This is a genomic window from Fodinibius sediminis, from assembly GCF_900182555.1.
In the GTDB taxonomy this organism is placed as follows: domain Bacteria; phylum Bacteroidota; class Rhodothermia; order Balneolales; family Balneolaceae; genus Fodinibius; species Fodinibius sediminis.
On the sequence record NZ_FXTH01000022.1, the window covers coordinates 25,478 to 45,343 of the forward strand.

General features: G+C 48.2%; 19 protein-coding genes and 1 pseudogene. 8 read left to right on the forward strand and 12 right to left on the reverse strand.

Annotated elements, in window-relative coordinates:
• Positions 1-25 precede the first annotated feature (25 nt).
• Positions 26-1,120 (forward strand): redox-regulated ATPase YchF, encoded by a 1,095-nt coding sequence (gene ychF, locus FN808_RS17335; protein WP_142715881.1) that lies wholly within the window; start codon positions 26-28, stop codon positions 1,118-1,120.
• A gap of 119 nt (positions 1,121-1,239) precedes the next feature.
• Here the strand turns inward: ychF and FN808_RS17340 are convergent, their stop codons facing one another.
• Genes FN808_RS17340 through deoC form a run of 4 tightly spaced genes read right to left on the reverse strand, consistent with a single transcriptional unit; the run spans position 1,240 to position 5,249 of the window.
• Positions 1,240-1,842: an SPOR domain-containing protein gene (locus FN808_RS17340; protein ID WP_142715882.1), complete on the reverse strand. Its 603-nt coding sequence runs from the start codon at positions 1,840-1,842 to the stop codon at positions 1,240-1,242.
• A 4-nt stretch (positions 1,843-1,846) separates the two neighbouring features.
• Positions 1,847-2,716 carry an aldehyde dehydrogenase family protein gene (locus tag FN808_RS17345; protein WP_142715883.1) on the reverse strand — a complete coding sequence of 290 codons (870 nt, stop codon included), beginning with the start codon at positions 2,714-2,716 and terminating at the stop codon, positions 1,847-1,849.
• Between the two features lie 54 nt (positions 2,717-2,770).
• Positions 2,771-4,294 (reverse strand): aldehyde dehydrogenase family protein, encoded by a 1,524-nt coding sequence (locus tag FN808_RS17350; protein ID WP_142715884.1) that lies wholly within the window; start codon positions 4,292-4,294, stop codon positions 2,771-2,773.
• A 55-nt stretch (positions 4,295-4,349) separates the two neighbouring features.
• Entirely contained in the window at positions 4,350-5,249 is a 900-nt protein-coding gene (deoC, locus tag FN808_RS17355; protein ID WP_221930107.1) for a deoxyribose-phosphate aldolase, read from the reverse strand.
• A gap of 235 nt (positions 5,250-5,484) precedes the next feature.
• Here deoC and FN808_RS17360 point away from each other — a divergent pair, with 235 nt between their 5' ends.
• Both FN808_RS17360 and nfo read left to right on the forward strand, forming a co-directional pair.
• A complete protein-coding gene (locus FN808_RS17360; RefSeq protein WP_142715885.1) occupies positions 5,485-5,901 on the forward strand; it encodes a DUF1761 domain-containing protein in 417 nt (138 codons plus the stop codon).
• Between the two features lie 88 nt (positions 5,902-5,989).
• Entirely contained in the window at positions 5,990-6,844 is an 855-nt protein-coding gene (gene nfo, locus FN808_RS17365) for a deoxyribonuclease IV (RefSeq protein WP_142715886.1), read from the forward strand.
• A gap of 161 nt (positions 6,845-7,005) precedes the next feature.
• Here nfo and FN808_RS17370 read toward each other — a convergent pair whose 3' ends face one another.
• The 3 genes from FN808_RS17370 to FN808_RS17380 all read right to left on the reverse strand — a co-directional run bounded on the left by FN808_RS17370 (position 7,006) and on the right by FN808_RS17380 (position 8,958).
• Entirely contained in the window at positions 7,006-7,851 is an 846-nt protein-coding gene (locus FN808_RS17370; RefSeq protein WP_142715887.1) for a CvfB family protein, read from the reverse strand.
• Between the two features lie 29 nt (positions 7,852-7,880).
• Complete coding sequence (locus FN808_RS17375) at positions 7,881-8,219, reverse strand: cupin domain-containing protein (protein WP_142715888.1); 339 nt, start codon at positions 8,217-8,219, stop codon at positions 7,881-7,883.
• 154 nt (positions 8,220-8,373) lie between these two features.
• Positions 8,374-8,958 carry a DUF6940 family protein gene (locus FN808_RS17380; RefSeq protein ID WP_142715889.1) on the reverse strand — a complete coding sequence of 195 codons (585 nt, stop codon included), beginning with the start codon at positions 8,956-8,958 and terminating at the stop codon, positions 8,374-8,376.
• A gap of 283 nt (positions 8,959-9,241) precedes the next feature.
• Between FN808_RS17380 and leuS the strand changes: the two genes are divergently transcribed.
• A complete protein-coding gene (leuS, locus tag FN808_RS17385; RefSeq protein WP_142715890.1) occupies positions 9,242-11,833 on the forward strand; it encodes a leucine--tRNA ligase in 2,592 nt (863 codons plus the stop codon).
• A gap of 53 nt (positions 11,834-11,886) precedes the next feature.
• On the opposite strand, the gene FN808_RS17390 is transcribed toward leuS, so the two are convergent.
• From FN808_RS17390 to FN808_RS17405, 5 genes and pseudogenes are all read right to left on the reverse strand, one after another.
• Complete coding sequence (locus tag FN808_RS17390; RefSeq protein WP_434084139.1) at positions 11,887-12,696, reverse strand: GH3 domain-containing protein; 810 nt, start codon at positions 12,694-12,696, stop codon at positions 11,887-11,889.
• Positions 12,697-12,885: 189 nt separating this feature from the next.
• Positions 12,886-13,329: pseudogene (locus FN808_RS19380) on the reverse strand (GH3 family acyl-acid amido synthetase); the annotation flags it as partial.
• Between the two features lie 136 nt (positions 13,330-13,465).
• Positions 13,466-14,629 (reverse strand): citrate synthase, encoded by a 1,164-nt coding sequence (locus FN808_RS17395; RefSeq protein ID WP_142715892.1) that lies wholly within the window; start codon positions 14,627-14,629, stop codon positions 13,466-13,468.
• Between the two features lie 198 nt (positions 14,630-14,827).
• Complete coding sequence (gene mazG / locus FN808_RS17400; protein ID WP_142715893.1) at positions 14,828-15,589, reverse strand: nucleoside triphosphate pyrophosphohydrolase; 762 nt, start codon at positions 15,587-15,589, stop codon at positions 14,828-14,830.
• 104 nt (positions 15,590-15,693) lie between these two features.
• Complete coding sequence (locus tag FN808_RS17405; RefSeq protein WP_142715894.1) at positions 15,694-16,293, reverse strand: Maf family protein; 600 nt, start codon at positions 16,291-16,293, stop codon at positions 15,694-15,696.
• Positions 16,294-16,449: 156 nt separating this feature from the next.
• On the opposite strand from FN808_RS17405, the gene FN808_RS17410 reads away from it, so the two are divergent.
• The 4 genes from FN808_RS17410 (at position 16,450) to FN808_RS17425 (ending at position 19,745) form a co-directional block, all read left to right on the forward strand.
• Positions 16,450-16,662, forward strand: a complete 213-nt coding sequence (locus FN808_RS17410; protein WP_246068387.1) for a DUF3098 domain-containing protein — start codon at positions 16,450-16,452, stop codon at positions 16,660-16,662.
• A gap of 66 nt (positions 16,663-16,728) precedes the next feature.
• Positions 16,729-17,469, forward strand: coding sequence for a DUF92 domain-containing protein (locus tag FN808_RS17415; protein WP_185958481.1), 741 nt, complete (start codon positions 16,729-16,731; stop codon positions 17,467-17,469).
• The gene (locus FN808_RS17420; RefSeq protein WP_142715896.1) at positions 17,466-18,773 is read left to right on the forward strand and encodes a dicarboxylate/amino acid:cation symporter; all 1,308 of its coding nucleotides are present in this window, start codon (positions 17,466-17,468) and stop codon (positions 18,771-18,773) included. Before FN808_RS17415 ends, FN808_RS17420 begins: the two co-directional genes overlap by 4 nt.
• Before the next feature lie 60 nt (positions 18,774-18,833).
• A complete protein-coding gene (locus FN808_RS17425; RefSeq protein WP_142715897.1) occupies positions 18,834-19,745 on the forward strand; it encodes a tetratricopeptide repeat protein in 912 nt (303 codons plus the stop codon).
• The last annotated feature ends 121 nt before the right edge of the window (positions 19,746-19,866 follow it).

Below are 19,866 nucleotides of genomic sequence, written 5' to 3' on the forward strand. Positions count from 1 at the left end.
AGATAGGCTAACTAAATATTTATACATGAGTTTACGATGTGGAATTGTCGGATTGCCGAATGTAGGTAAATCCACTCTTTTTAATGCGTTAAGTGACGCCGGTGCAGATGCTGCGAATTTCCCGTTCTGTACTATCGATCCCAATGTGGGCGTTGTGCCGGTTCCTGATGAACGCTTGGATACCCTGTATGAGATCGTTGGATCAAAGGAGAAGCTGCCGACCAGCGTGGAGTTTGTTGACATTGCAGGACTGGTTAAAGGAGCTTCCGAGGGCAAGGGGAAAGGGAATGCCTTCCTCTCTCACATCCGGGAAGTGGATCTTATTGTGCATGTGGTTCGCTGTTTTGATGATTCCAATGTTATTCATGTGGAAGGTGATGTCAATCCTACAAGAGATGTACATATCATTGAAGATGAATTGATACTGAAGGATTTAGAATCGGTTGAAAAACGTCTCGAGAGCCTCAAGAAGGAAGCCAAGAGTGGCGATAAACAGACGATTCAGAAACTGGAAATTGTTCAGCAGCTGAAGGAACATCTTGAAAATGGCAATGCCGCCCGTACCTTTGATGCTGATGATGAAAAGCGAAAGGCGTATCGCGAGCTTTTCCTGCTTTCGGATAAACCGGTGCTGTATGCCTGCAACGTCTCGGAGGATGACCTGGATGAAGGCAACAAATGGGTGGATGAGGTCCGGGAGATTGCAGACCGGTTTAATGACGAGGTTGTGACTTTCTGTGCAAAAATCGAGGAGGAAATAGCCGAGCTTGATGAAGAGGAGAAGCAGATGTTCCTGGAGGAACTGGGGGTGGAAAGTGCCGGCCTGGAGCGGCTGATACGAGCTGCCTACAAAGAACTGGGGCTTATTACCTATTTCACTGTCGGTCCCAAGGAGACAAGGGCCTGGACCGTTCGCAGGGGTTCTAAAGCGCCTGAAGCTGCAGGAGTCATCCACAGCGATTTTGAACGCGGGTTCATCCGGGCCGAAACGGTAAGCTATGAAAAATACAAAGAGCTGGGGTCAGAAAAAGCGGTGAAGGATGCCGGCGAAATGCGCCAGGAAGGCAAGGATTATATTGTTCAGGATGGCGACGTCATGCTTTTCCGCTTTAATGTGTGAGTCACTGGCCCTCTGGGTCCATTGGTAGCAGCCAGCCTGCGATATCTCCCAGTGAGGATAACTGCTTGATGGGACCATTTCATGGAGCGTACAATATGATACCAGATTGCTGAAATGGTTCAGTTGAATGAATTGTCTCCTGTACCAGTAGTGTCCTGACCGGTTGTAAAGGTGACATCCTCATCCGGAACATTGGCGGGAATAATGCGATCGGGCACCACCCAGGCGTCAGGGTATTTTTGCTTGATTAGCTGGGTGAATGCAGCAGCCTTCTCTTTACTGTGAAAATCGCCGATATGCACCTTGTAGTAGGGCTGTTTGAAAAAAACGTATGCTTTGGGGTTATACGCCAGGGCTTCAGCTTCTATCCATTCCTGAAACTGACTTGAGATGGTATCGGCCTGCTGAACATCCCTTGTTGAAACGAGCTGGATACGATATCCCTGATACGGATTTCTGCTTACTGCAGACCCTGTGGAGGCTTCCTGGGTAAATACGGATGGAATCTCCACTTCGTCCGACTGCTGAAGATCGGCAAGGGCACTTCGATTTTCATCGAGCAGCTGTTGTAGAGCTCTGGCTTCTTCTTCCGTCATGCCTTCGTCGGCCATTTCGGCGTCGGAAGGTCCGCCGTCGGCTGCCTGGCGGGAAGTGGAACAGGCACTGAAAATAAAGGCGAAAGATAACAGTGAGATTGTTAAATACAGAGGGAGTTTGGTCATAATTTTAGAATCCAACTGGATGCCACGTTGTTTTAATTTCCTGAAAATCGGTAATAAAATAGGGAGATTTTGCTTCTTTATCCTGCCAATCCTCCATGGGTTTGCGAATAATTCGTTTCACATTTAAAGCACCGTTTTCGTCAATTTGTTTCTGCTGCTGGACCTCGATGTCAGGATTGGTATAAAAAAAGGCGTTAACATCCATATGCGAGGTCATGGGATCGAGCAGTTCTGTGCGGGAACCGGTCAGTATATTGACAACTCCAGCCGGAACATCAGAAGAATTCAGGACTTCCGCAAAGCTGATGGCACTGAGGGGATATGTTTCGGAGGCAAGTACTACACAGCTATTTCCTCCTGTGATCACCGGAGCGATCACAGAAACCAATCCGAGCAGGGGTTGTTCTTCCGGAGCCCAAATAGTGACGACCCCGGTAGGCTCTGGAAGAGAAAAATTGAAATGAGAGCTTGCCACAGGGTTAATACTGCCGAATACCTGCTGGTATTTGTCTGACCAACCTGCATAATAAATAAGACGGTCAATGGATGATTCTACCTCGGCAACAGCCCTTTTGGCTTTGTACCCAGTGCGTTCAAGTTCTTCTGTGAACTGGCCTTTCCGTGTTTCAAGCATCTCGGCAATGCGATAGAGAATTTGTCCGCGGTTGTAGGCGGTTCGGTCGCTCCATCCCGGGAAGGAGCCGCGGGCTGCCACTACAGCCCTGCGAACATCCTTGCGCGAACACTGGCAGGCATTGGCAAGAATATTTCCCTCCCGGTCATATACTTTGTAATGGCGACCTGACTCGGTTCGCGGGAATGCTCCATCTATATAGGTCTTGTATGTTTTCAATACGTTAACTCGATCTGGCATGACATGAATAAATTGGGTTAATACATCGTCAATTTAACTGAAAGGTGATGGATATTAGCCCGGTACAAGCTCTACATAGGGATAGAGTCCGTGTAATCCCCCCTCGCGGCCCTGGCCGCTTTCCTTGTAGCCGCCAAAGGGAGAAGTGGGGTCAAAATGGTTATAGGTGTTTGCCCAGACTACCCCGCTGCGAATTTTGCTTCCCACCTTGAAAATTTTGGATCCCTTGTCGGTCCAGACCCCGCCGGCCAGTCCATAGGGCGTATTGTTGGCTTTCTCTATACCTTCTTCTGGTGTTCGAAAGGTCTGGATCGTTAATACCGGACCAAATATTTCCTCCCGCACAATACGGTTGGACTGGCTGACATTGCTAAAGAGGGTAGGGCGGCAGAAGTAGCCCTTTTCGGGAAGAGTGCACGAGCTCTGGTACATTTCTGCACCTTCCTCGACCCCCAATTCAAGATACTCGCTGATCTTGTTGTATTGCTGCTCGGAATTGATAGCGCCGATATCTGTATTCTTGTCAAGTGGATCACCCACAATGAGCGTTTCCATCCGGTCGCGCAGTTTCTGTAATACGCGGTCGGCAATACCTTCCTGTACCAGCAGGCGGGAGCCGGCACAACAAACATGCCCCTGATTAAAGAAAATGGCATTGATGATTCCCTCAACCGCCTGGTCGACGGGAGCGTCATCAAATATCATATTGGGACCTTTGCCGCCCAGTTCCAGGGTGTACTTTTTATCGGTTCCGGCCAGTGATTCCATAATTATTTTTCCGACCTCTGTTGAACCGGTAAATGCAATCTTGTCAATATCGTTGTGGTTGACGATCAATGAACCCGTTTGTCCGGTACCGGTGACGATATTGACGACGCCCTCGGGCAACCCGGCATCCTGGCATAACTCGGCAAATTTAAGAGCCGTCAGCGAAGTAGTTTCAGCAGGTTTTAAGACCACCGTATTTCCGGTTGCCAGAGCCGGGGCCACTTTCCATGCCAGCATAAGCAGCGGGAAATTCCACGGGATAATTTGTCCGGCCACACCGAGTGGTCTTGCTTTCCTGCCGGGAAAGGCATAATCCAGTTTGTCGGCCCAGCCGGCATAATAGAAAAATTGGGCCGCAGCCAGCGGGATATCCACATCGCGTGCCTCCCGGATGGGTTTGCCTCCGTCCATTGTTTCAATTATGGCAAACTCCCGCGCCCGTTCTTGAATTAGTCGTGCCAGCCGAAAGATATACTTGCCCCGATCGGCGGCTTTCATCTCCGACCACGTTTTATTATAGGCTTTGCGGGCAGCTGCCACGGCCTTGTCTACATCCTGCTGGGTAGCCTCTGCAACCGACGACAATGTCTCCTCGGTAGCGGGATTTACCGAAGGAAGGTACCGGCCTTTCTCCGGCTTCTGAAAATGCCCTTCGATAAAAAGGTCATATTGCTCCCTGAGATCAATCTGATCGCTGCTCTGGGGAGCCGCATCATATTTCCAGGGTCCGTTGAAATCAAGTCCGGGGACGGAATTCCCGGCTTTATTGGGCGTTGCGGCTTCTGTGCCGGTAGGTTCTTTTTCTGACATAATAACTGAATTGGTTGGATCTAAAAAACCGTGTTATCCGTAGCTGAGCGGTATCTTAATCATTACTGAAGTAATCGAGGCTCTGGTATACACCTGTTTTCTGCTTAACAATCTGCAAGAGCAGGTCGTTGGTGAGAGAACTGGCCCCGAATCGAAAGTAGTCGGGATGCAGCCAGTTGCCGCCGAGGGTTTCGTTGACCAGCACCAGGTATTGAATGGCCTGTTTTGCCTTGCGGATACCTCCGGCAGGCTTCATGCCTACCATATGTCCTGTACGGTAATAATAATCACGGATAGCTTCGAGCATAACAAGTGTTACAGGCTGTGTTGCTGCAGGTTTTACCTTGCCGGTTGAGGTCTTGATAAAGTCAGCACCCGCATGCATGGCCAGGTCACTTGCTTTGCGGATATTCCCGTAGGTCTGAAGCTCACCTGTTTCCAATATGACTTTGAGGTGAGCTTTACCGACAATTTCCTTGACCGCTGCTATCTCATCAAACACATAGTTATAATTACCCTCGAGGAATTCGCCGCGGGAAATGACCATGTCGACCTCGTCGGCTCCGTCTTCAATAGCCTGCCGGGTTTCTTCCAGTTTTACTTCCAATGGCGCCATGCCGCTGGGAAAAGCCGTTGCAACACTGGCTACATGAATGCTGGTGCCACGAAGCGCTTTTTCTGCGACACTCACCAGCCTGGGATATACGCATACCGCAGCGACGGTGGGAAGGTCGGGTTGGTAAGGGTGGGGTCTTTTGGCCTTCTGGCAGAGCTGGATAACTTTTCCAGCAGTATCCATACCTTCGAGGGTTGTCAGATCTACCATGCTCAGGGCCATTTCCAACGCCTTGATTTTGGACTCCTTTTTAATGCTTCGACTGTTGAGCCGTGCGACTCGCTCCTCCACTCCGACCTGGTCAATGGGGGGAGACTGACTGTAATCAGGAATATTCACTGGCGGTTCTATGATTGCATTTATTTAAAGGATGAAGACGGTATTTATAGGACAAAAGTTAAGGATAAGATTGCTATTCCCCCAACATCCGGCCGGGATTATTCTAAAGGATAACCTTCCGGAGTGCCTGCAGATGCGGTCGACCCTGTGTGAAAGATAAAATGATGTTGTTTTGTATCATTTTTTAGAATTAATTATATAGACCAAATACTATAAAATACAGGGAGGGAATATCATGGACCTATCGAATATCAATTTTTTTGCGGTCGTTACCGCTACTCTTTCAACCTTCGCTGTGGGATGGCTGTGGTATGGGCCTCTTTTTGGACAACTATGGATGAAGACAGTCGGACTGACCGAGGCAGAACTGGCAGAGGCTAACATGCTAAAAATATTCGGACTGGCTTTTATCTTTGAGCTGATCATGGCCGTTAACCTGGCGATCTTCCTTACGGGGTCATCGGAAGCTGCCGAACAGATGACAGGGGGGCTTGGGGCATTTTACGGTTTTCTGACGGGCTTTGGATGGGTATTTTTTGCTCTGGCTGTCACAGGCCTGTTTGAACGAAGGTCGTGGAAATATATTCTTATCAACGGGGGATACTGGTGCGTGGGTTTTACGCTGATGGGCTTGATTATCGGTAGCTGGTGATAATCCTGATTTTGAGGACAGTCCTGTTTGTCCTATTTTTTCTGCATCGTCAAGAAATTGGAAACCGTAATATACCCGGACTAACGCAATGAAATATATCGGAGCACATGTGAGTGCGGCCGGCGGCGTGGAAAACGCCCCTGAACGAGCCCATGATATCGGCGCAACGGCTTTTGCCCTTTTTACCAAAAATCAACGCAGATGGGAGGGACCGGCGTTGACCTCGGAAAATATTGAGGGCTTTAAAGCGAATTGTGAAAAGTATGGCTATTCCATGGATTATGTGATGCCGCATGACAGTTATCTGATCAACCTGGGGCATCCCGAGCAGGCCAAACTGGAAAAGTCACGGAACGCCTTTCTGGATGAGATGCAACGCTGCGAGCAGCTGGGGATAACGCTGTTGAATTTTCATCCGGGGAGTCATCTCAACAAGATAAGCGTGGATGAATGTCTGAGACGGAATGCGGACTCCATTAACTGGGCGCTTGATCAAACGGAAGGAGTGACGGCGGTTATAGAAAATACGGCCGGTCAGGGGACCAATACGGGATTTCGTTTTGAGCATCTTGCCGCAATTATTGATAAAGTGGAAGATAAGAGTCGTATTGGAGTTTGTATTGACAGCTGTCATGCTTATGCTGCGGGATATGATCTTTCAACACAGGAGGGATATCAACAGATGTTTAGCAAATTCGAAGAGATCGTCGGCTTTCAATACCTTAAGGGGATCCATCTCAACGACTCTAAAAAGGAACTGGGCAGCCAAGTCGACCGGCACGAGAGCATAGGCCAAGGGGAAATAGGACTGGAGGGATTCAAACGTCTCATGCAGGATGATCGGCTGGATGATATACCCATGATACTGGAAACTCCCAACACCAAACGCTGGCCCGAAGAGATCAGGCTACTCAAGGAACTGGCCGGTCAGGAACAGCTGTAATACGTTGCTAGATGGTCACGTTCAGAAATGCTTGGGGATGAGATACGGCATCGAGGCAGCGGTATCCCATCCATTTTTAAGGGGATACCGACGTAAAGGATTCAACAGACATCTCTCAAGTCCTTGATCATTAAACGTCTAAGGACCCGTTCAGCAATCTGTTACTCGGCAATGGCAGCTGTCAGGTAAATACCGTTATCCCGTATATCAATAAGATCCTTTCGGTAGAGTAAACCGATCGCTTTTTTGAATGTTTTTTTGCTCATTTTCAGCCGCTTCTTAATCTCCCCGGGATCACTTTTGTCATGAAGATCCAGAAACCCATCCGACCGGCGAAGCTGTTCCAGTATAGCCTCGGCCCGTCCCTCCACTTTGGCATAGCCAATGGGCCGCAGTGTGACATCGATTTTGTTATCCGGGCGTATTTGTTTGATATAGCCAGTTGTACGGTCGCCCGGGGAGACGTCAGTAAAAAACTCGTTGTGATAAATGAGCCCCCGGTGTTTCCCGTTGATGGCAACGTTATAGCCCAGGTCGGTTTTATCCAGAATCCAGAGGTCAACCTGTTCTTTCTCTTTGACGGATAGGTTCGTATTATCCAAAAATCGATCGATTTTCATACTGGCGGCCAAGCGGTCTGTCGCTTCGTCGAGGTAGACATAGACCAGGCAGGGCTGCCCCTCTTGCAGCCGGGTCGTTTGTTCGCTGTGGGGCAGAAACAAATCCTTGTCCAGTCCCCAGTCAAGGAAAGCCCCGTGCCGGTTGAGATCCTTGACCGTCAAAGAGGCCAGGTGATGCAGGGTTACCTTGGGTTCCTGCATGGTGGCTGTGATGCGTTCTTCACCATCCTTATATATAAAAACCCGCACATTTTCTCCTTTTTGCAGCTTTCTGTCGGCAAGCTTGCCGGGAAGCAATACTTCTTCTCCCCGGTCTTCTTTAAGCACGTAACCGTGTTCAGTAATACGGTCTACGCCGAGTATTTGATGGGTTCCCAATGTAAGCATATACAGTTGCTGTAATTCAGAATTAAAAATTAACGGCTGTTATCTTTGAACAGGATAGTAACCAGCAGGATGCTGTCTTCTCTGGCATGAATGGAATGAGGCTGATTATGGTCCAAATAAAGCCAGTCATTTTCTGCCAGCGTTCTCGCTTCGTCCTCCACCTGAAAAATAACGTGCCCCTTCAAGCACTGTACTGACAGCTCGCCCTCCACACTGTGTTCCATGATGTCTCTGCCTCTGGGCAATACCATCCGGATTACCTCCATATCATCGGTCTTCACCAGTGCGAAAGTTGTCTTTCCCGGCATGCCGTCTTTGAGAGTATTCAAATTGATGACTTCTCCCGCTTCTACATGTCCACTGCTCATAATGTCCTCTGGTTATGTGACTGGATTGTCTAATGCCGTATAGGATATTAACATACCAATTTAATATACGGCTGTAAAAGCAGAGTTTTTAATATGGGGAAGGATTATTTTAATCGGAAAGAAGGTTCATATATGACTGGCCTCAGAATGACTGCTAACGACTAATCATTTTATATTCCCGGCTTTGATAATATTTTGGACGGGAATCAATGCGGGCATGGGTCCAGCTTACGCCCAGTCCTGAGGTACTCAGCCATCGAGGGGTGGGAGCAATGCGATCCAGCATCTGTTTCGCGGTTTTTTGCCAGAAGGCATCAATTTGATGATTGTCTGCCTTACGAATGAAAGCACCGATGTGCGGGTATACGGAGAATTTTTTTAGGGGACAGGGGACGATGAGCAGGGCGTCGCCGCCCAGGTTGGGAAAAGTTACAACCGCCTTTTTATGATCGAAATAGGAGCTGAACGTCAGATGGTCGGCCTTTCGTTCGGCCAGTGGCTTACTGTTAACAAGGTTGCACTCGTAGGGCCGATCCAGGTTATGCAGGGTCATGGGCCTGTTTTCCCACAGGAAAGCTTCAAAGGGGGAATCGGCCAGAAAGGTATTATAAAATCTTCGAAAGTTGGATGACTTGAACAGAAGTTCCAGGAAATATTGGTTCGTGATGACGGATTCCTCATCATAGATGCGAAACTTTATGTGGTAACTGCTTGAGGTAAGTCGATCGATGTTCCACATGGCCCTGGGTCTCTTTTGATTGGTTGTCATGAAGTGTTGTGTGCAAAATTCCCCTTTCCAGTTTTCTTGCAGCTTTAGATTGTCAGGCAGGGAAGCGACGGTGGCTGATGCGTGAATCCGGGCTTCTTGGAATCACTGCTTCAAACCGCCCTAAATTTTCCTTATCTTTGGCAACTTGCTAAGTAGCATGCCTCCATCTACAGAGGGGGGTGCCTATTGTTTCTTACACCGCAGTATCCGTCGTGAAGCAACGAATTATAACAAAATTTTAATCAATAATTTAATGAGCTCGTATAATCCCGATAAAATTGAATCGAAATGGCAGCAGTACTGGCAGTCCAACAAAACTTTCAAGACACCAGAAAGCCATGACAAGCCCAAATACTATGTGCTCGATATGTTTCCCTATCCCAGCGGGTCGGGACTTCATGTCGGACACCCCGAGGGATATACGGCTACTGATATCTTGGCAAGATATAAACGGATGAATGGATTCAACGTGCTTCATCCCATTGGGTGGGATGCCTTTGGCCTGCCTGCCGAGCAATATGCTGTGAAGACCGGTACGCACCCGAGGGATACGACAGAAAAAAATATCAATCGGTTTCGAGAGCAACTGCAGTCCCTTGGTTTCAGTTACGACTGGGACCGGGAAGTAAATACAACGGACCCTGATTATTACAAGTGGACACAGTGGATTTTTCTTAAGCTTTATGAAAAAGGACTTGCCTATGAGGACGATGTGCCGGTCAACTGGTGTCCCGAACTGGGTACGGTACTGGCCAATGAAGAAGTTATCGACGGCAAAAGTGAGGTTGGGGGCTACCCGGTTATCAAGAAGCCGATGCGCCAGTGGGTATTGAAGATTACGGAATATGCCGATCGGCTGCTGGAAGGTCTGGATGAGCTCGACTGGCCGCAGTCTACCAAAGAAATGCAGCGTAACTGGATTGGCAAATCCATTGGAGCTGAAATTGATTTTGCGGTCGCGGCTGCCAATGCATCGGAGCATATCAAAGTTTTTACCACGCGTCCCGATACCATTTTCGGGGCCACGTATATGGTACTCGCCCCCGAGCATGATTTGGTAAACCGCATTACAAGCGACGACCAGCGGGAGGCTGTAGAGGAATATAAACAGCAGGCGGCTCAAAAGTCTGATCTTGAGCGTACAGAGCTCAGCAAAGAGAAGACCGGCGTTTTTACCGGTGCCTATGCCGTCAACCCCGCAAGCGGGGAAAAGATACCGGTCTGGGTGGCTGATTATGTGCTGGCCACCTACGGGACCGGAGCTATCATGGCGGTACCCGGGCAGGATGAGCGCGACTGGGAATTTGCGGAAAAGTTTGATCTTCCAATCATACGGACTGTTGAGCCTCCCGAAGATTTTGTCGGCAAGGCCTATACGGGCGAGGGAAAGGCGATTAACAGTGATTTTCTCAATGGTCTGGGAGTTGATGAGGCTAAAACTGAAATTATCGCATGGCTGGAGGAGCACGGAGCCGGTAAAAAAGCTGTTAATTACAAGCTGCGTGACTGGCTGTTTTCCCGACAGCGCTACTGGGGTGAGCCTTTTCCCATTATTCATGTTGACGGGGAGCCCAAGCCGCTGGATGAGGAGCATCTGCCGGTGACACTGCCGGAAGTTGAAGATTTTGAGCCTACAGAGGATGGGGATCCACCACTGGCACGGGCCGAAAAATGGGTCAAGACCACAGATCCAGAGACAGGGAAGCCGGCTGTCCGCGAGACGAATACCATGCCACAGTGGGCTGGTTCCTGCTGGTACTACCTACGCTATTGCAGTCCTGATTTTGAAGGCGGTCCTGTGGATTTTGATGAAGAAAAGTACTGGATGCCAGTGGATATGTATGTGGGAGGAGCTGAGCATAGTGTTCTGCACCTTCTGTACGCCCGTTTCTGGCACAAGGTCTTATACGATTGCGGCGTGGTATCAACAAAAGAACCGTTTCAACGGCTGGTACACCAGGGGATGATTCTGGGTGAAATGGAGTTTACCGGCTACAAAAAAGACGGTGAATGGATTTCAGCAGACCTGGCCGAAGGGGTAAGTGGCACAGAACGGATAAAGCTCCAGGATGAGCGGGTAGAAAAAAAGGGCGACCATTTTGTTGTTGCCGGCACTGACTGCATGGTGGACGCCAAGGCTCACAAAATGTCAAAATCACGCGGCAATGTGGTTAATCCCGACGATATCGTGGAGCAGTATGGCGCTGATTCGATGCGACTCTATGAGATGTTTATGGGTCCGCTGGAACAGGTTAAGCCGTGGAGTACTAAAGATGTGGACGGTGTGTTTCGCTTTTTGAACCGCGTCTGGCGCCTGATGATCGACGAAGATACCGGTGAGCTCAACGATACGGTGATTGAAACGGACCCCTCAGGCGAACAATTGAAAGTACTGCACGAATGCATACAGAAAGTGACCGGGGACGTGGACGACCTTTCGTTTAATACAGCAATATCGGCTATGATGATTTTCATTAACGAAGCATACAAATGGGATAACCATCCAAAGTCCGTGCTGCAAAGTTTTATGAAACTGCTTTCACCATTTGCCCCGCATATTGCCGAAGAGTTGTGGCAGAAGCTCGGGAATGAGGAGAGTATTGCTTATGCCGACTGGCCTGAGCTCAATGAAGAATATTTGGTTTCTGATACCCAGATGTATCCCATACAGGTAAATGGGAAAGTGCGTGGGGAAATTTACGTGCCCCGTGACAAGGCAAAAGACAAGGAATATGTACTAGCGGAGGCAAAATCCGTTGAAAACGTTGCCAAATACCTGGACAAGGGTAAACTGGTCAAGGAGATCTTCGTGCCCGAGCGCATCGTGAACCTGGTGGTTCAATAGCACGGTATGCAGGGAGTGGCAGCTAACGCATGTCTTTGGGATGAGAGGCGACCTCAAAGTTCCCTGAAATAATCAACATCACTGCTGTCGTGCAGAATGGACGGCAGTTTCCCCTGTGCCTTTTCCTTGCCTTTCTGCTGCAGCCATCGGTTGATCTGCTGCTGGCTAACGGTAAAGACCTTAGGGGCATCGAGGGTCTGACTGTCTCGCCGGATGGCGTAATGACGGTTATCTTGCCGGATGGCCGCATCCAGCTTCTTGGATAAACGGTTCAGGGTATCCCGGTGAATGGGATCCGAAACCTGTATGAACCAGTAATGGCGGGGAATATGCTCATGTTCCGGCATTTGCGCGCCCACGGTAAAATTTCCAATGGTGATTTTCATTTCTTCGGCAATACGTGCCAGCGCTTCTGCTGCTTCATAAGCATAAAGTGCTTCCCCGTAGTCATCGAGCATCTCACTGACGCGTCCCATCACTTCAATACGCGGGGAACGGGTCTGGCTGAACTCCACAATGTCATTAAGGGCATACCGCCACAGGCCTGCGTTGGTGGTTACCAGGACCGCATAAGGCGTATGGGGCTGGACTTCCCAAAGGGGAACCGCCTGCTGTATGGACAAGGCATCCGGGTCTGCAAGTGGATTGGGGATGAACTCATAAAAAATACCGTTATCGAAAACAAGGTTGAGATCCCTGCGCTGCAGATCGTCACTAAAAGCAATATATCCCTCAGAGGCGCCATAAGTCTCAATGAAATCAACCTCCATTGTTCCCAGCAACGCCTGGATGTGCGACCTATAGTTGTCAAGTTTTACGCCTCCGCAGACCAGGAGGCTGAGATTGGGCCAAATATCTGCCATGCTATTTTCACCCGTTCGCTCAAGAAGCTCCTGAAAAATGGTAAGGACCCAATTGGGAGCAGCTGTTATTACCCGTACATCTGTATCGAGAGCTTCATCAAGAATGCGGTCGATTTTTTCACTAAAGGGGAGCTGCGTCAATTCATCGGCATTGAAAAATTGCAGGGGGGAGAGCCAGAATGGCGCATGCTGGGCAGAAAAGGCACTAATTTCGCCAATTTGGAACTGCTCATTTGTTTCCATGAATCCGGGCAGGCTGACGTGGGTGCCGATGATATTAAAAATATTTGGGCGTTGCCGCAGATAACTTGCGGCAATTTTACGCATAAAGCGGCGGTCGGACTGCAATCGCTGATCCGACAGGGGCAGATGTTTGCCCTGGCCCGATGTGCCGGCAGATACGGCGAATTTATTGATGGGGCCGGGCCAAAAAATATGTTGGTTTCCCTGCTTGAGTTCCTGGATTCGGGCAGCGATGTCATCATAGAATGAGATGGGAACCTCCTCCTGAAAATTACTGTAGGAGGAGATTGTTCCAAAATTATGCCGGCGTCCGAAGTTGGTGTCCTCCGCCCGGCGTATCAGTCCGGTGAGTAACTGCTGCTGCGTTTGTTTTATATCCAACGTAGGGGAATTAAACTTCTGATTGACTGCTGTTCAGATACCAATATCGTAATTAATGGAAAACTGTGCTTTTCCAAAAGAAGGTCATTAAAAAAGCCCCGAAAGTTTCGGGGCTTCAAATTTTAACCGGCAAACCAGGCGGTTTCTACCGTTCTTCAACAGGTACCCAGGGAAGGTCTTTTTCGCCTACATAAAGGGCACGGGGTCGCACCAGACGGTTGTTTTCTGCTTGTTCAATGTAATGTCCGGTCCATCCTGAAACACGACTCATGGCAAAAATGCAGGTGTAAAGGTCAGGACTAATGCCCATGGAATAGTATACCGTGGCGGAAAAGAAATCCACATTGGGGTCAATTCCTTTTTCACTCTTCATCGTCTCAAGAATTGCTTCTGACCATTCGTAGAGTTTTTCGTGACCTGTTTCTCTGGACAGCTGGTCAGACATGCCGCGCAGTATACGTGCTCGCGGATCCATGGTTTTATACACCCGGTGGCCAAAGCCCATGACTTTTTGCTTGTCATCCAGGCGCTCTTTGATGTATTCAACCGGGTCGGCATCATTCTCTTCTATATCAAGAAGCATATTCATCACGGCCTGGTTGGCACCGCCGTGCAGTGGCCCCTTCAGGGCACCGATGGCACCTGTAATGGAAGAGTACATATCCGATTCCGTTGAGCAAATCGTACGATTGGTGAAGGTAGAAGCATTCATGCCGTGCTCTGCATGCAGAATCAGGCACAGATCCATGGTTTTCTCAGCCTGTTCTCCGGGCTCTTCCCCATTGAGCATGTACAGAAAGTTAAAGGCCGTGTTTTTTTCAGAGAGGGGAGCAACTACTTCCTTACCATTGCGAATTCGATCGTATGCCGCAATAATAGTGGGCATTTTGGATGTAATGGAAATAGCTTTGTTGATACGGAATTCTTTGCTGGTGTCTGCCTCTACTTCATGAAAGTCTGAGAGCATGGAAACCGCCGTACGCAGCACGGACATCGGCTCTGCATTGGAAGACGTGCTTTTCAGGTAGTTCAGCACCGCTTCCGGCAGATCACGATTATTTTGAAGCTTATTGTTCAGTTCATCCAGTTCCGCTTTATTGGGCAGGCGATCATTCCACAACAGGAAGCAAACCTCTTCAAAAGTGGCATTTTCAGCAAGAGTGTCAATATTATAACCGGCATAAATTAGTTTGCCCTCTTGTCCGTCTATAAAACTCTTAGTTGATGAAAAGGCGACGATGCCCGCCAGACCCTTATTAATATGTGGGTATTTACTCAGATCAATATCTTCTTTTAAGCTCTCAGCCATTCTGTACTCCGGTTTTAGATTGGATATAAACTTTAAATTTGGGTCAAATATAATATTTACTGATTAGAAAATCAGGTTTTGATGGGACTATTATTTGGTCATTTCAATGGAATCTAATCTGGTCATGCAGAATCAATTAACAGCATTTACTTTTGCACAACACTTACCATGCTTATGGGTGCAAAAGGGGTCGTGACCCTACTTCTCCTTTGCCTTGTTCCAGTAGCGGTCCATCTCTTCAAGAGAGGTCTCGGTGATATCCTGTTCGTTTTTTTCCAGCTGTTCTTCGATGTACTGGAAACGGCGGATGAATTTTCGATTGGCGGCCCTGAGGCAATCCTCGGCATCCAGGTTGTAGCTTCGCCCGATATTGACAAGTGAAAACAGTAAATCACCGAACTCTTCCTTCTGTTTTTGCCGTTCGTCTGCGTATAGCGTCTCCTTAAATTCCTGCAGTTCTTCATCCACCTTTTCCCATACCTGCTCTTTTTGGGGCCAGTCAAAACCAACATTGGCGGCTTTTTCCTGCATGCGCTGCGCCCGGATCAGGGCAGGGAGCTGTTTGGGAATACCATCCAGTACCGATTTTTTTCCTTCCTGCAGCTTGATGCTTTCCCAGTTTTCAGCAACCTGTTTTTCATTTTCAACATCGGTGTCCCCAAAAACATGCGGATGCCTGCGGATCAGCTTTTTTTGGATGGCATAAACCACATCCCCCATATCAAAATGTTCTTTTTCATTGGCCATAATGCTATGAAACACAACTTGCAAGAGCACATCACCTAACTCTTTTTTTAATTCGGAAAAATTGTCCTCATCAATAGCCTCGATGGTTTCATATGCTTCTTCAACAAGGTGATCTTTGAGACTTTCGTGTGTCTGCTGGCGATCCCAGGGACATTCTTTCCGGAGGATTGCAACAAGTCGGAGCAGATCGTCAAAATGGTCAGTAGGTTCCATGTGGTTTAGCCGGGTGTAAAATTAGGTTTTTGTTAACAGAAAAGTATGCAGCGCTCATCACTCCAATATAAGAAATGAGAGGCGGGGATTCCTGGGGGGCGGATCTATTTTTGAGCCGTAAGATATTCGGGTGCGAAATCCTGCATTACCTGATAAAAGGCATAGAGTGGAAATCCTACCACGGTGTTGTAGTCTCCTTCTATGCGTTTTACAAAGATAGAACCATAGTTGTCCTGTATGCCGTAAGCACCGGCTTTATCCATTGGACTTCCGCTTGCTACATACCTCTGCACATCATCGGCATTCAGATTGCCAAATGTAACCTTTGTTTCTTCAAAAAAAGTATGAATTCGGCTTTTTTTACCCGGGGCTTTTTTGTAAAGAGAAACCCCCGTAACCACAGAGTGGGTATCTTCACTGAGCTGCATGAGCATCTGCCGGGCCGCTTCGCTGCTGCAAGGTTTTTCAAGTATGGTTTCCCTGAAGACAACAATCGTATCAGCCCCGATAATCAGGGCATCCTCAAATGTTTGTGCTACATCCTCTGCTTTTCGGGATGCCAGCATTTGAACAATATCGGCCGGGGCAAGTGCGTCATCATACTGTTCCTCAACAGTGCTTATCTTGACCTTAAAAGGAATCTGCAGCTGATCCAGTAGCTTTTTACGTCGTGGACTTCCGGAGGCGAGGACTATAGTTTTCAAAAATGAACTCAATTTAGTTGTAAAATTATTGTTAGTTTATAAGGTTATAACGATGAACCCAGACTCGTCATTTCGTTGTAAGGATAGCATAAATTTTTAAATTTATCTCAGATGATGGCAGCAAGAAATCGAAATAGCCGAGGTAACAGAAAACCGATGATCTTCAGCCCCTGGAATTATAAAGTCCTGGCCCTGGGACTTCTATTGGTCATCATCGGTTTCTCAGCTATGTACATTGAAAACAAAGTGCAGGGTATTATTTCCTTATACATCTCTCCAATTGTGATAATGGCGGGCTATGTGGCTGTTATTGTAGCCATCCTAAAACACGATAGCGGCTCTTCCACTGCCTCCGACCAATCTAGATAGCGACACGTGGATCGTAAGCTAAACGTCTTTTTTTCTTTTGTAATCGTGCTTGTAACTATATCCAACATGGGAAACCCTGTTCCCGTCTGGAATATATTGGTTGGGTTTTTGGCTTCTTTTTTATTTTCATTAGCGGCTTTCGGACTTCAACGCCTGTCGCTGGATGGGATGTTCGCAGCAACAGTGATAGGCACTATCGTTTTTGGCTTCGGAGGCTGGGCGATGGTTTTCATTGTGTTGCTTTTTTTTATCAGCAGCTCGTTGATCAGTGGCAGTCGCGAGGCTTATGCCGACGAGGTCCGGCGCAGTGGCATTCAGGTGTGGGCAAACGGCTTCTGGCTGATCACCTTCCTGGTCCTTGCCGTTATCCTTGAAACAAATATTCTCCTAATCGGCAGCTTGTCAGCTGTTGCAGCAGCCACAGCTGATACCTGGGCAACTGAACTACGCGACAAGCGCAGCAATGGCACGTATCTTGTCACCACCTTTAAACCGGTTGCACCCGGTACCGACGGAGGGGTCAGCATCAGGGGGACTATATGGGCCTCAATCGGGAGCCTGTTGATCGCTCTTGTTTCGGCGTATTTTTTCTCTCTGGGCATCGGCGCCTTCCTCATTATTTTTGCTGCAGGATTTTCGGGATGTCTCATCGATTCTTATTTTGGGGCAGCTTTTCAGCAGAACAACCGGCCAGTGTCCATCCCGTTTAGACAGGAGGGGATTCGGATTGACAACAACCTTGTTAATGCAATCTCTACCGGGTTGGGTGCGCTTTTGGCCATAATTTTAAGAACACTGACTGTATGAAAAAATGGTATAAGCAACTGCACTGGCAAATTATCATCGGCTTGGTACTTGGTCTTATATGGGGACTGGCGGCAAGTGTTCTGGGGTTTTCAGCTTTCACTATTGATTTTATAAAACCCATTGGTACCATATTCATTAATTTGCTTAAGCTTATTGCTGTACCGCTTGTACTGGCATCCCTTGTTGTGGGGGTGACAAGCCTGAACGATATGGCCAAGCTCTCGCGGATGGGCGGAAAGACCGTGGGTATCTATATCATCACAACAATTTTTGCCATTACCATCGGACTCGCTGTTGTCAACATCCTGCAGCCCGGTGATTTTCTTCCTCCTGAAACTCAGCAGGAACTGATGTCGAGTTATGAGGGGAATGTTGAAGGATCCACACAAACCGCGCAGCAGGTCCTGGATCGCTCCCCGTTGAGTTTTTTCGTGGATATTGTACCGGAAAATTTCTTTTCAGCGGCAAGCGACAACGGGAATATGCTGCAGGTTGTTTTCTTTGCTATTTTGCTGGGCATCGGCATCATCCAGATCCCCATTGAAAAAGGACGCCCGCTGATCAACTTTTTTGATTCCCTGAATGATGTGATCATCAAGATTGTCGACCTTATCATGTTACTGGCTCCCTACGGTGTTTTCGCCCTGATGGCTGGTGTTATCGTTGATTTGGCAGGTGATGACCTGGGGCAGGCGCTGAATCTGCTGGGAGCGCTGGGCTGGTACAGTGCGGCCGTCTTGATTGGTCTGTTGCTGCACGTGCTTATTGTGTATTCCAGCCTGTTCAAAATTTTTAGTAAGATGAAACTGAGAGACTTTTTCAAGGCTATCCAGCCTGCTGTCTTACTCGGTTTCAGCACAAGTTCAAGTTCTGCCACCCTTCCTGTTACCATGGAACGTGTGGAGAATAACGTCGGGGTCGATGAGGAAGTCTCCAGCTTTGTACTTCCCATCGGAGCTACCATTAACATGGACGGCACCAGCCTGTACCAGGCCGTAGCTGCGGTCTTTATTGCCCAGGCTCTGGGACTTGATCTTTCCATTGCACAGCAGCTGACAATTGTCTTAACGGCAACGCTCGCTTCCATCGGCTCAGCCGGCGTACCCGGTGCCGGTATTATCATGCTGGTGATTGTCTTGCAGGCAATCCAGGTTCCCGTGGAGGGCATTGCCCTTATTTTGGGAGTCGATCGTATCCTCGATATGTGTCGAACGGCAGTCAATATTACCGGGGATGCGGCTGTATCAGTGGCAGTGGCCTATACCGAAGGGCTGCTGGGCGAGATGCATCTGGATGATGATTAATCAGGCGGTGTGTAGACGAAACGGGATTGTTGTTCGTTGCATAAGCAAATAAAAATAGTTATGAATCTAAGAACAACAGTGATTCTTGGTTTCTTCATGATTGGGCTCGTGCGACTATCTGCTGCGGGCATGCCGGTTACTGTGCCTGCTGATACTTTGAGTTATGAGCAGCGACTGGATAAAGGAATTGAGGCTTTTTACCAGTCCGACTGGAATGAAGCATTTTCCGTTTTTCAATACCTTCAACAGAAATACCCAGGGGATGCGCGTGCATATTTCTTTAGCTCGATGATTCCCTTCTGGAAATATTATTTCGGCGGCAAGAAGCCTTCCGCGGCTCATGCTTTCTACGAGCGCTCGGAAAAAGCCCTGACGGTAAGTCACAATCAGCTGCAATCGAATCCGTATGACACCACTATGGTTTTGATGCTCAGTGGACTCCATGGATATCGAAGCCTTGTGGCGGCAGGGGAAGAGGATTACCGGCGAGCTATTGAAAGCGGGATGGACGGATTTACCTATACCCGTCAGCTTTTGAAGTTAGATGCACAGGATCCCAAGGCGCTGATCGGCAAAGGGATGTTCTACTACATGATGGGCAGCGTTCCAGATCAATTGAAGTGGGTTGCCCGGTTTGCCGGTTTTTCAGGAGACAGGGCCGAGGGATTTCGCGCCCTTGAAGAGGCAGCCCGATCGAATAGCTATGTGCGCAATGATGCAAAAATGATTTTATCCTATCTTTACGAACGGGAACATCAGGAGAAAAAAGCACTAGAACATCTCCGTGAGCTTGCTGAAAAATACCCTCGCAATATCATATTTCAATATCATACGGGGCGTCTTTACGAGAAATGCGGAAAAATTGATCTGGCCAGGAAAAAATACAAGCTTGTGGCTTCGATGGATGAGCACAGCTGGAGCTCAATGCCGTCTAAAAGCCTGGAACGGTTCCGGAATTTATCAGGAAAATAATGCCTGATGATTAGAATTATATTTCTCTTTTACTGTTTTGATTACCACCAAAAAAAATAGTAAATATAATTACAGGTACAGGGTGCAATTCAACTTGTTTTATGGGCAAAAAGCTACGGTG

Excerpts from the sequence above, each read along its gene's own strand:
- FN808_RS17345 (WP_142715883.1), bottom strand. The coding sequence starts at position 2,716 with ATGCCAGATCGAGTTAACGTATTGAAAACATACAAGACCTATATAGAT.
- FN808_RS17375 (WP_142715888.1), bottom strand. The coding sequence starts at position 8,219 with ATGAGCAGTGGACATGTAGAAGCGGGAGAAGTCATCAATTTGAATACT.
- FN808_RS17425 (WP_142715897.1), top strand. The coding sequence starts at position 18,834 with ATGAATCTAAGAACAACAGTGATTCTTGGTTTCTTCATGATTGGGCTC.
- FN808_RS17340 (WP_142715882.1), bottom strand. The coding sequence starts at position 1,842 with ATGACCAAACTCCCTCTGTATTTAACAATCTCACTGTTATCTTTCGCC.
- FN808_RS17370 (WP_142715887.1), bottom strand. The coding sequence starts at position 7,851 with ATGCTTACATTGGGAACCCATCAAATACTCGGCGTAGACCGTATTACT.
- ychF (WP_142715881.1), top strand. The coding sequence starts at position 26 with ATGAGTTTACGATGTGGAATTGTCGGATTGCCGAATGTAGGTAAATCC.
- FN808_RS17360 (WP_142715885.1), top strand. The coding sequence starts at position 5,485 with ATGGACCTATCGAATATCAATTTTTTTGCGGTCGTTACCGCTACTCTT.
- FN808_RS17350 (WP_142715884.1), bottom strand. The coding sequence starts at position 4,294 with ATGTCAGAAAAAGAACCTACCGGCACAGAAGCCGCAACGCCCAATAAA.
- FN808_RS17395 (WP_142715892.1), bottom strand. The coding sequence starts at position 14,629 with ATGGCTGAGAGCTTAAAAGAAGATATTGATCTGAGTAAATACCCACAT.
- FN808_RS17390 (WP_434084139.1), bottom strand. The coding sequence starts at position 12,696 with ATGGCAGATATTTGGCCCAATCTCAGCCTCCTGGTCTGCGGAGGCGTA.
- nfo (WP_142715886.1), top strand. The coding sequence starts at position 5,990 with ATGAAATATATCGGAGCACATGTGAGTGCGGCCGGCGGCGTGGAAAAC.
- FN808_RS17420 (WP_142715896.1), top strand. The coding sequence starts at position 17,466 with ATGAAAAAATGGTATAAGCAACTGCACTGGCAAATTATCATCGGCTTG.
- FN808_RS17380 (WP_142715889.1), bottom strand. The coding sequence starts at position 8,958 with ATGTGGAACATCGATCGACTTACCTCAAGCAGTTACCACATAAAGTTT.
- leuS (WP_142715890.1), top strand. The coding sequence starts at position 9,242 with ATGAGCTCGTATAATCCCGATAAAATTGAATCGAAATGGCAGCAGTAC.
- FN808_RS17410 (WP_246068387.1), top strand. The coding sequence starts at position 16,450 with ATGATCTTCAGCCCCTGGAATTATAAAGTCCTGGCCCTGGGACTTCTA.
- mazG (WP_142715893.1), bottom strand. The coding sequence starts at position 15,589 with ATGGAACCTACTGACCATTTTGACGATCTGCTCCGACTTGTTGCAATC.
- FN808_RS17415 (WP_185958481.1), top strand. The coding sequence starts at position 16,729 with ATGGGAAACCCTGTTCCCGTCTGGAATATATTGGTTGGGTTTTTGGCT.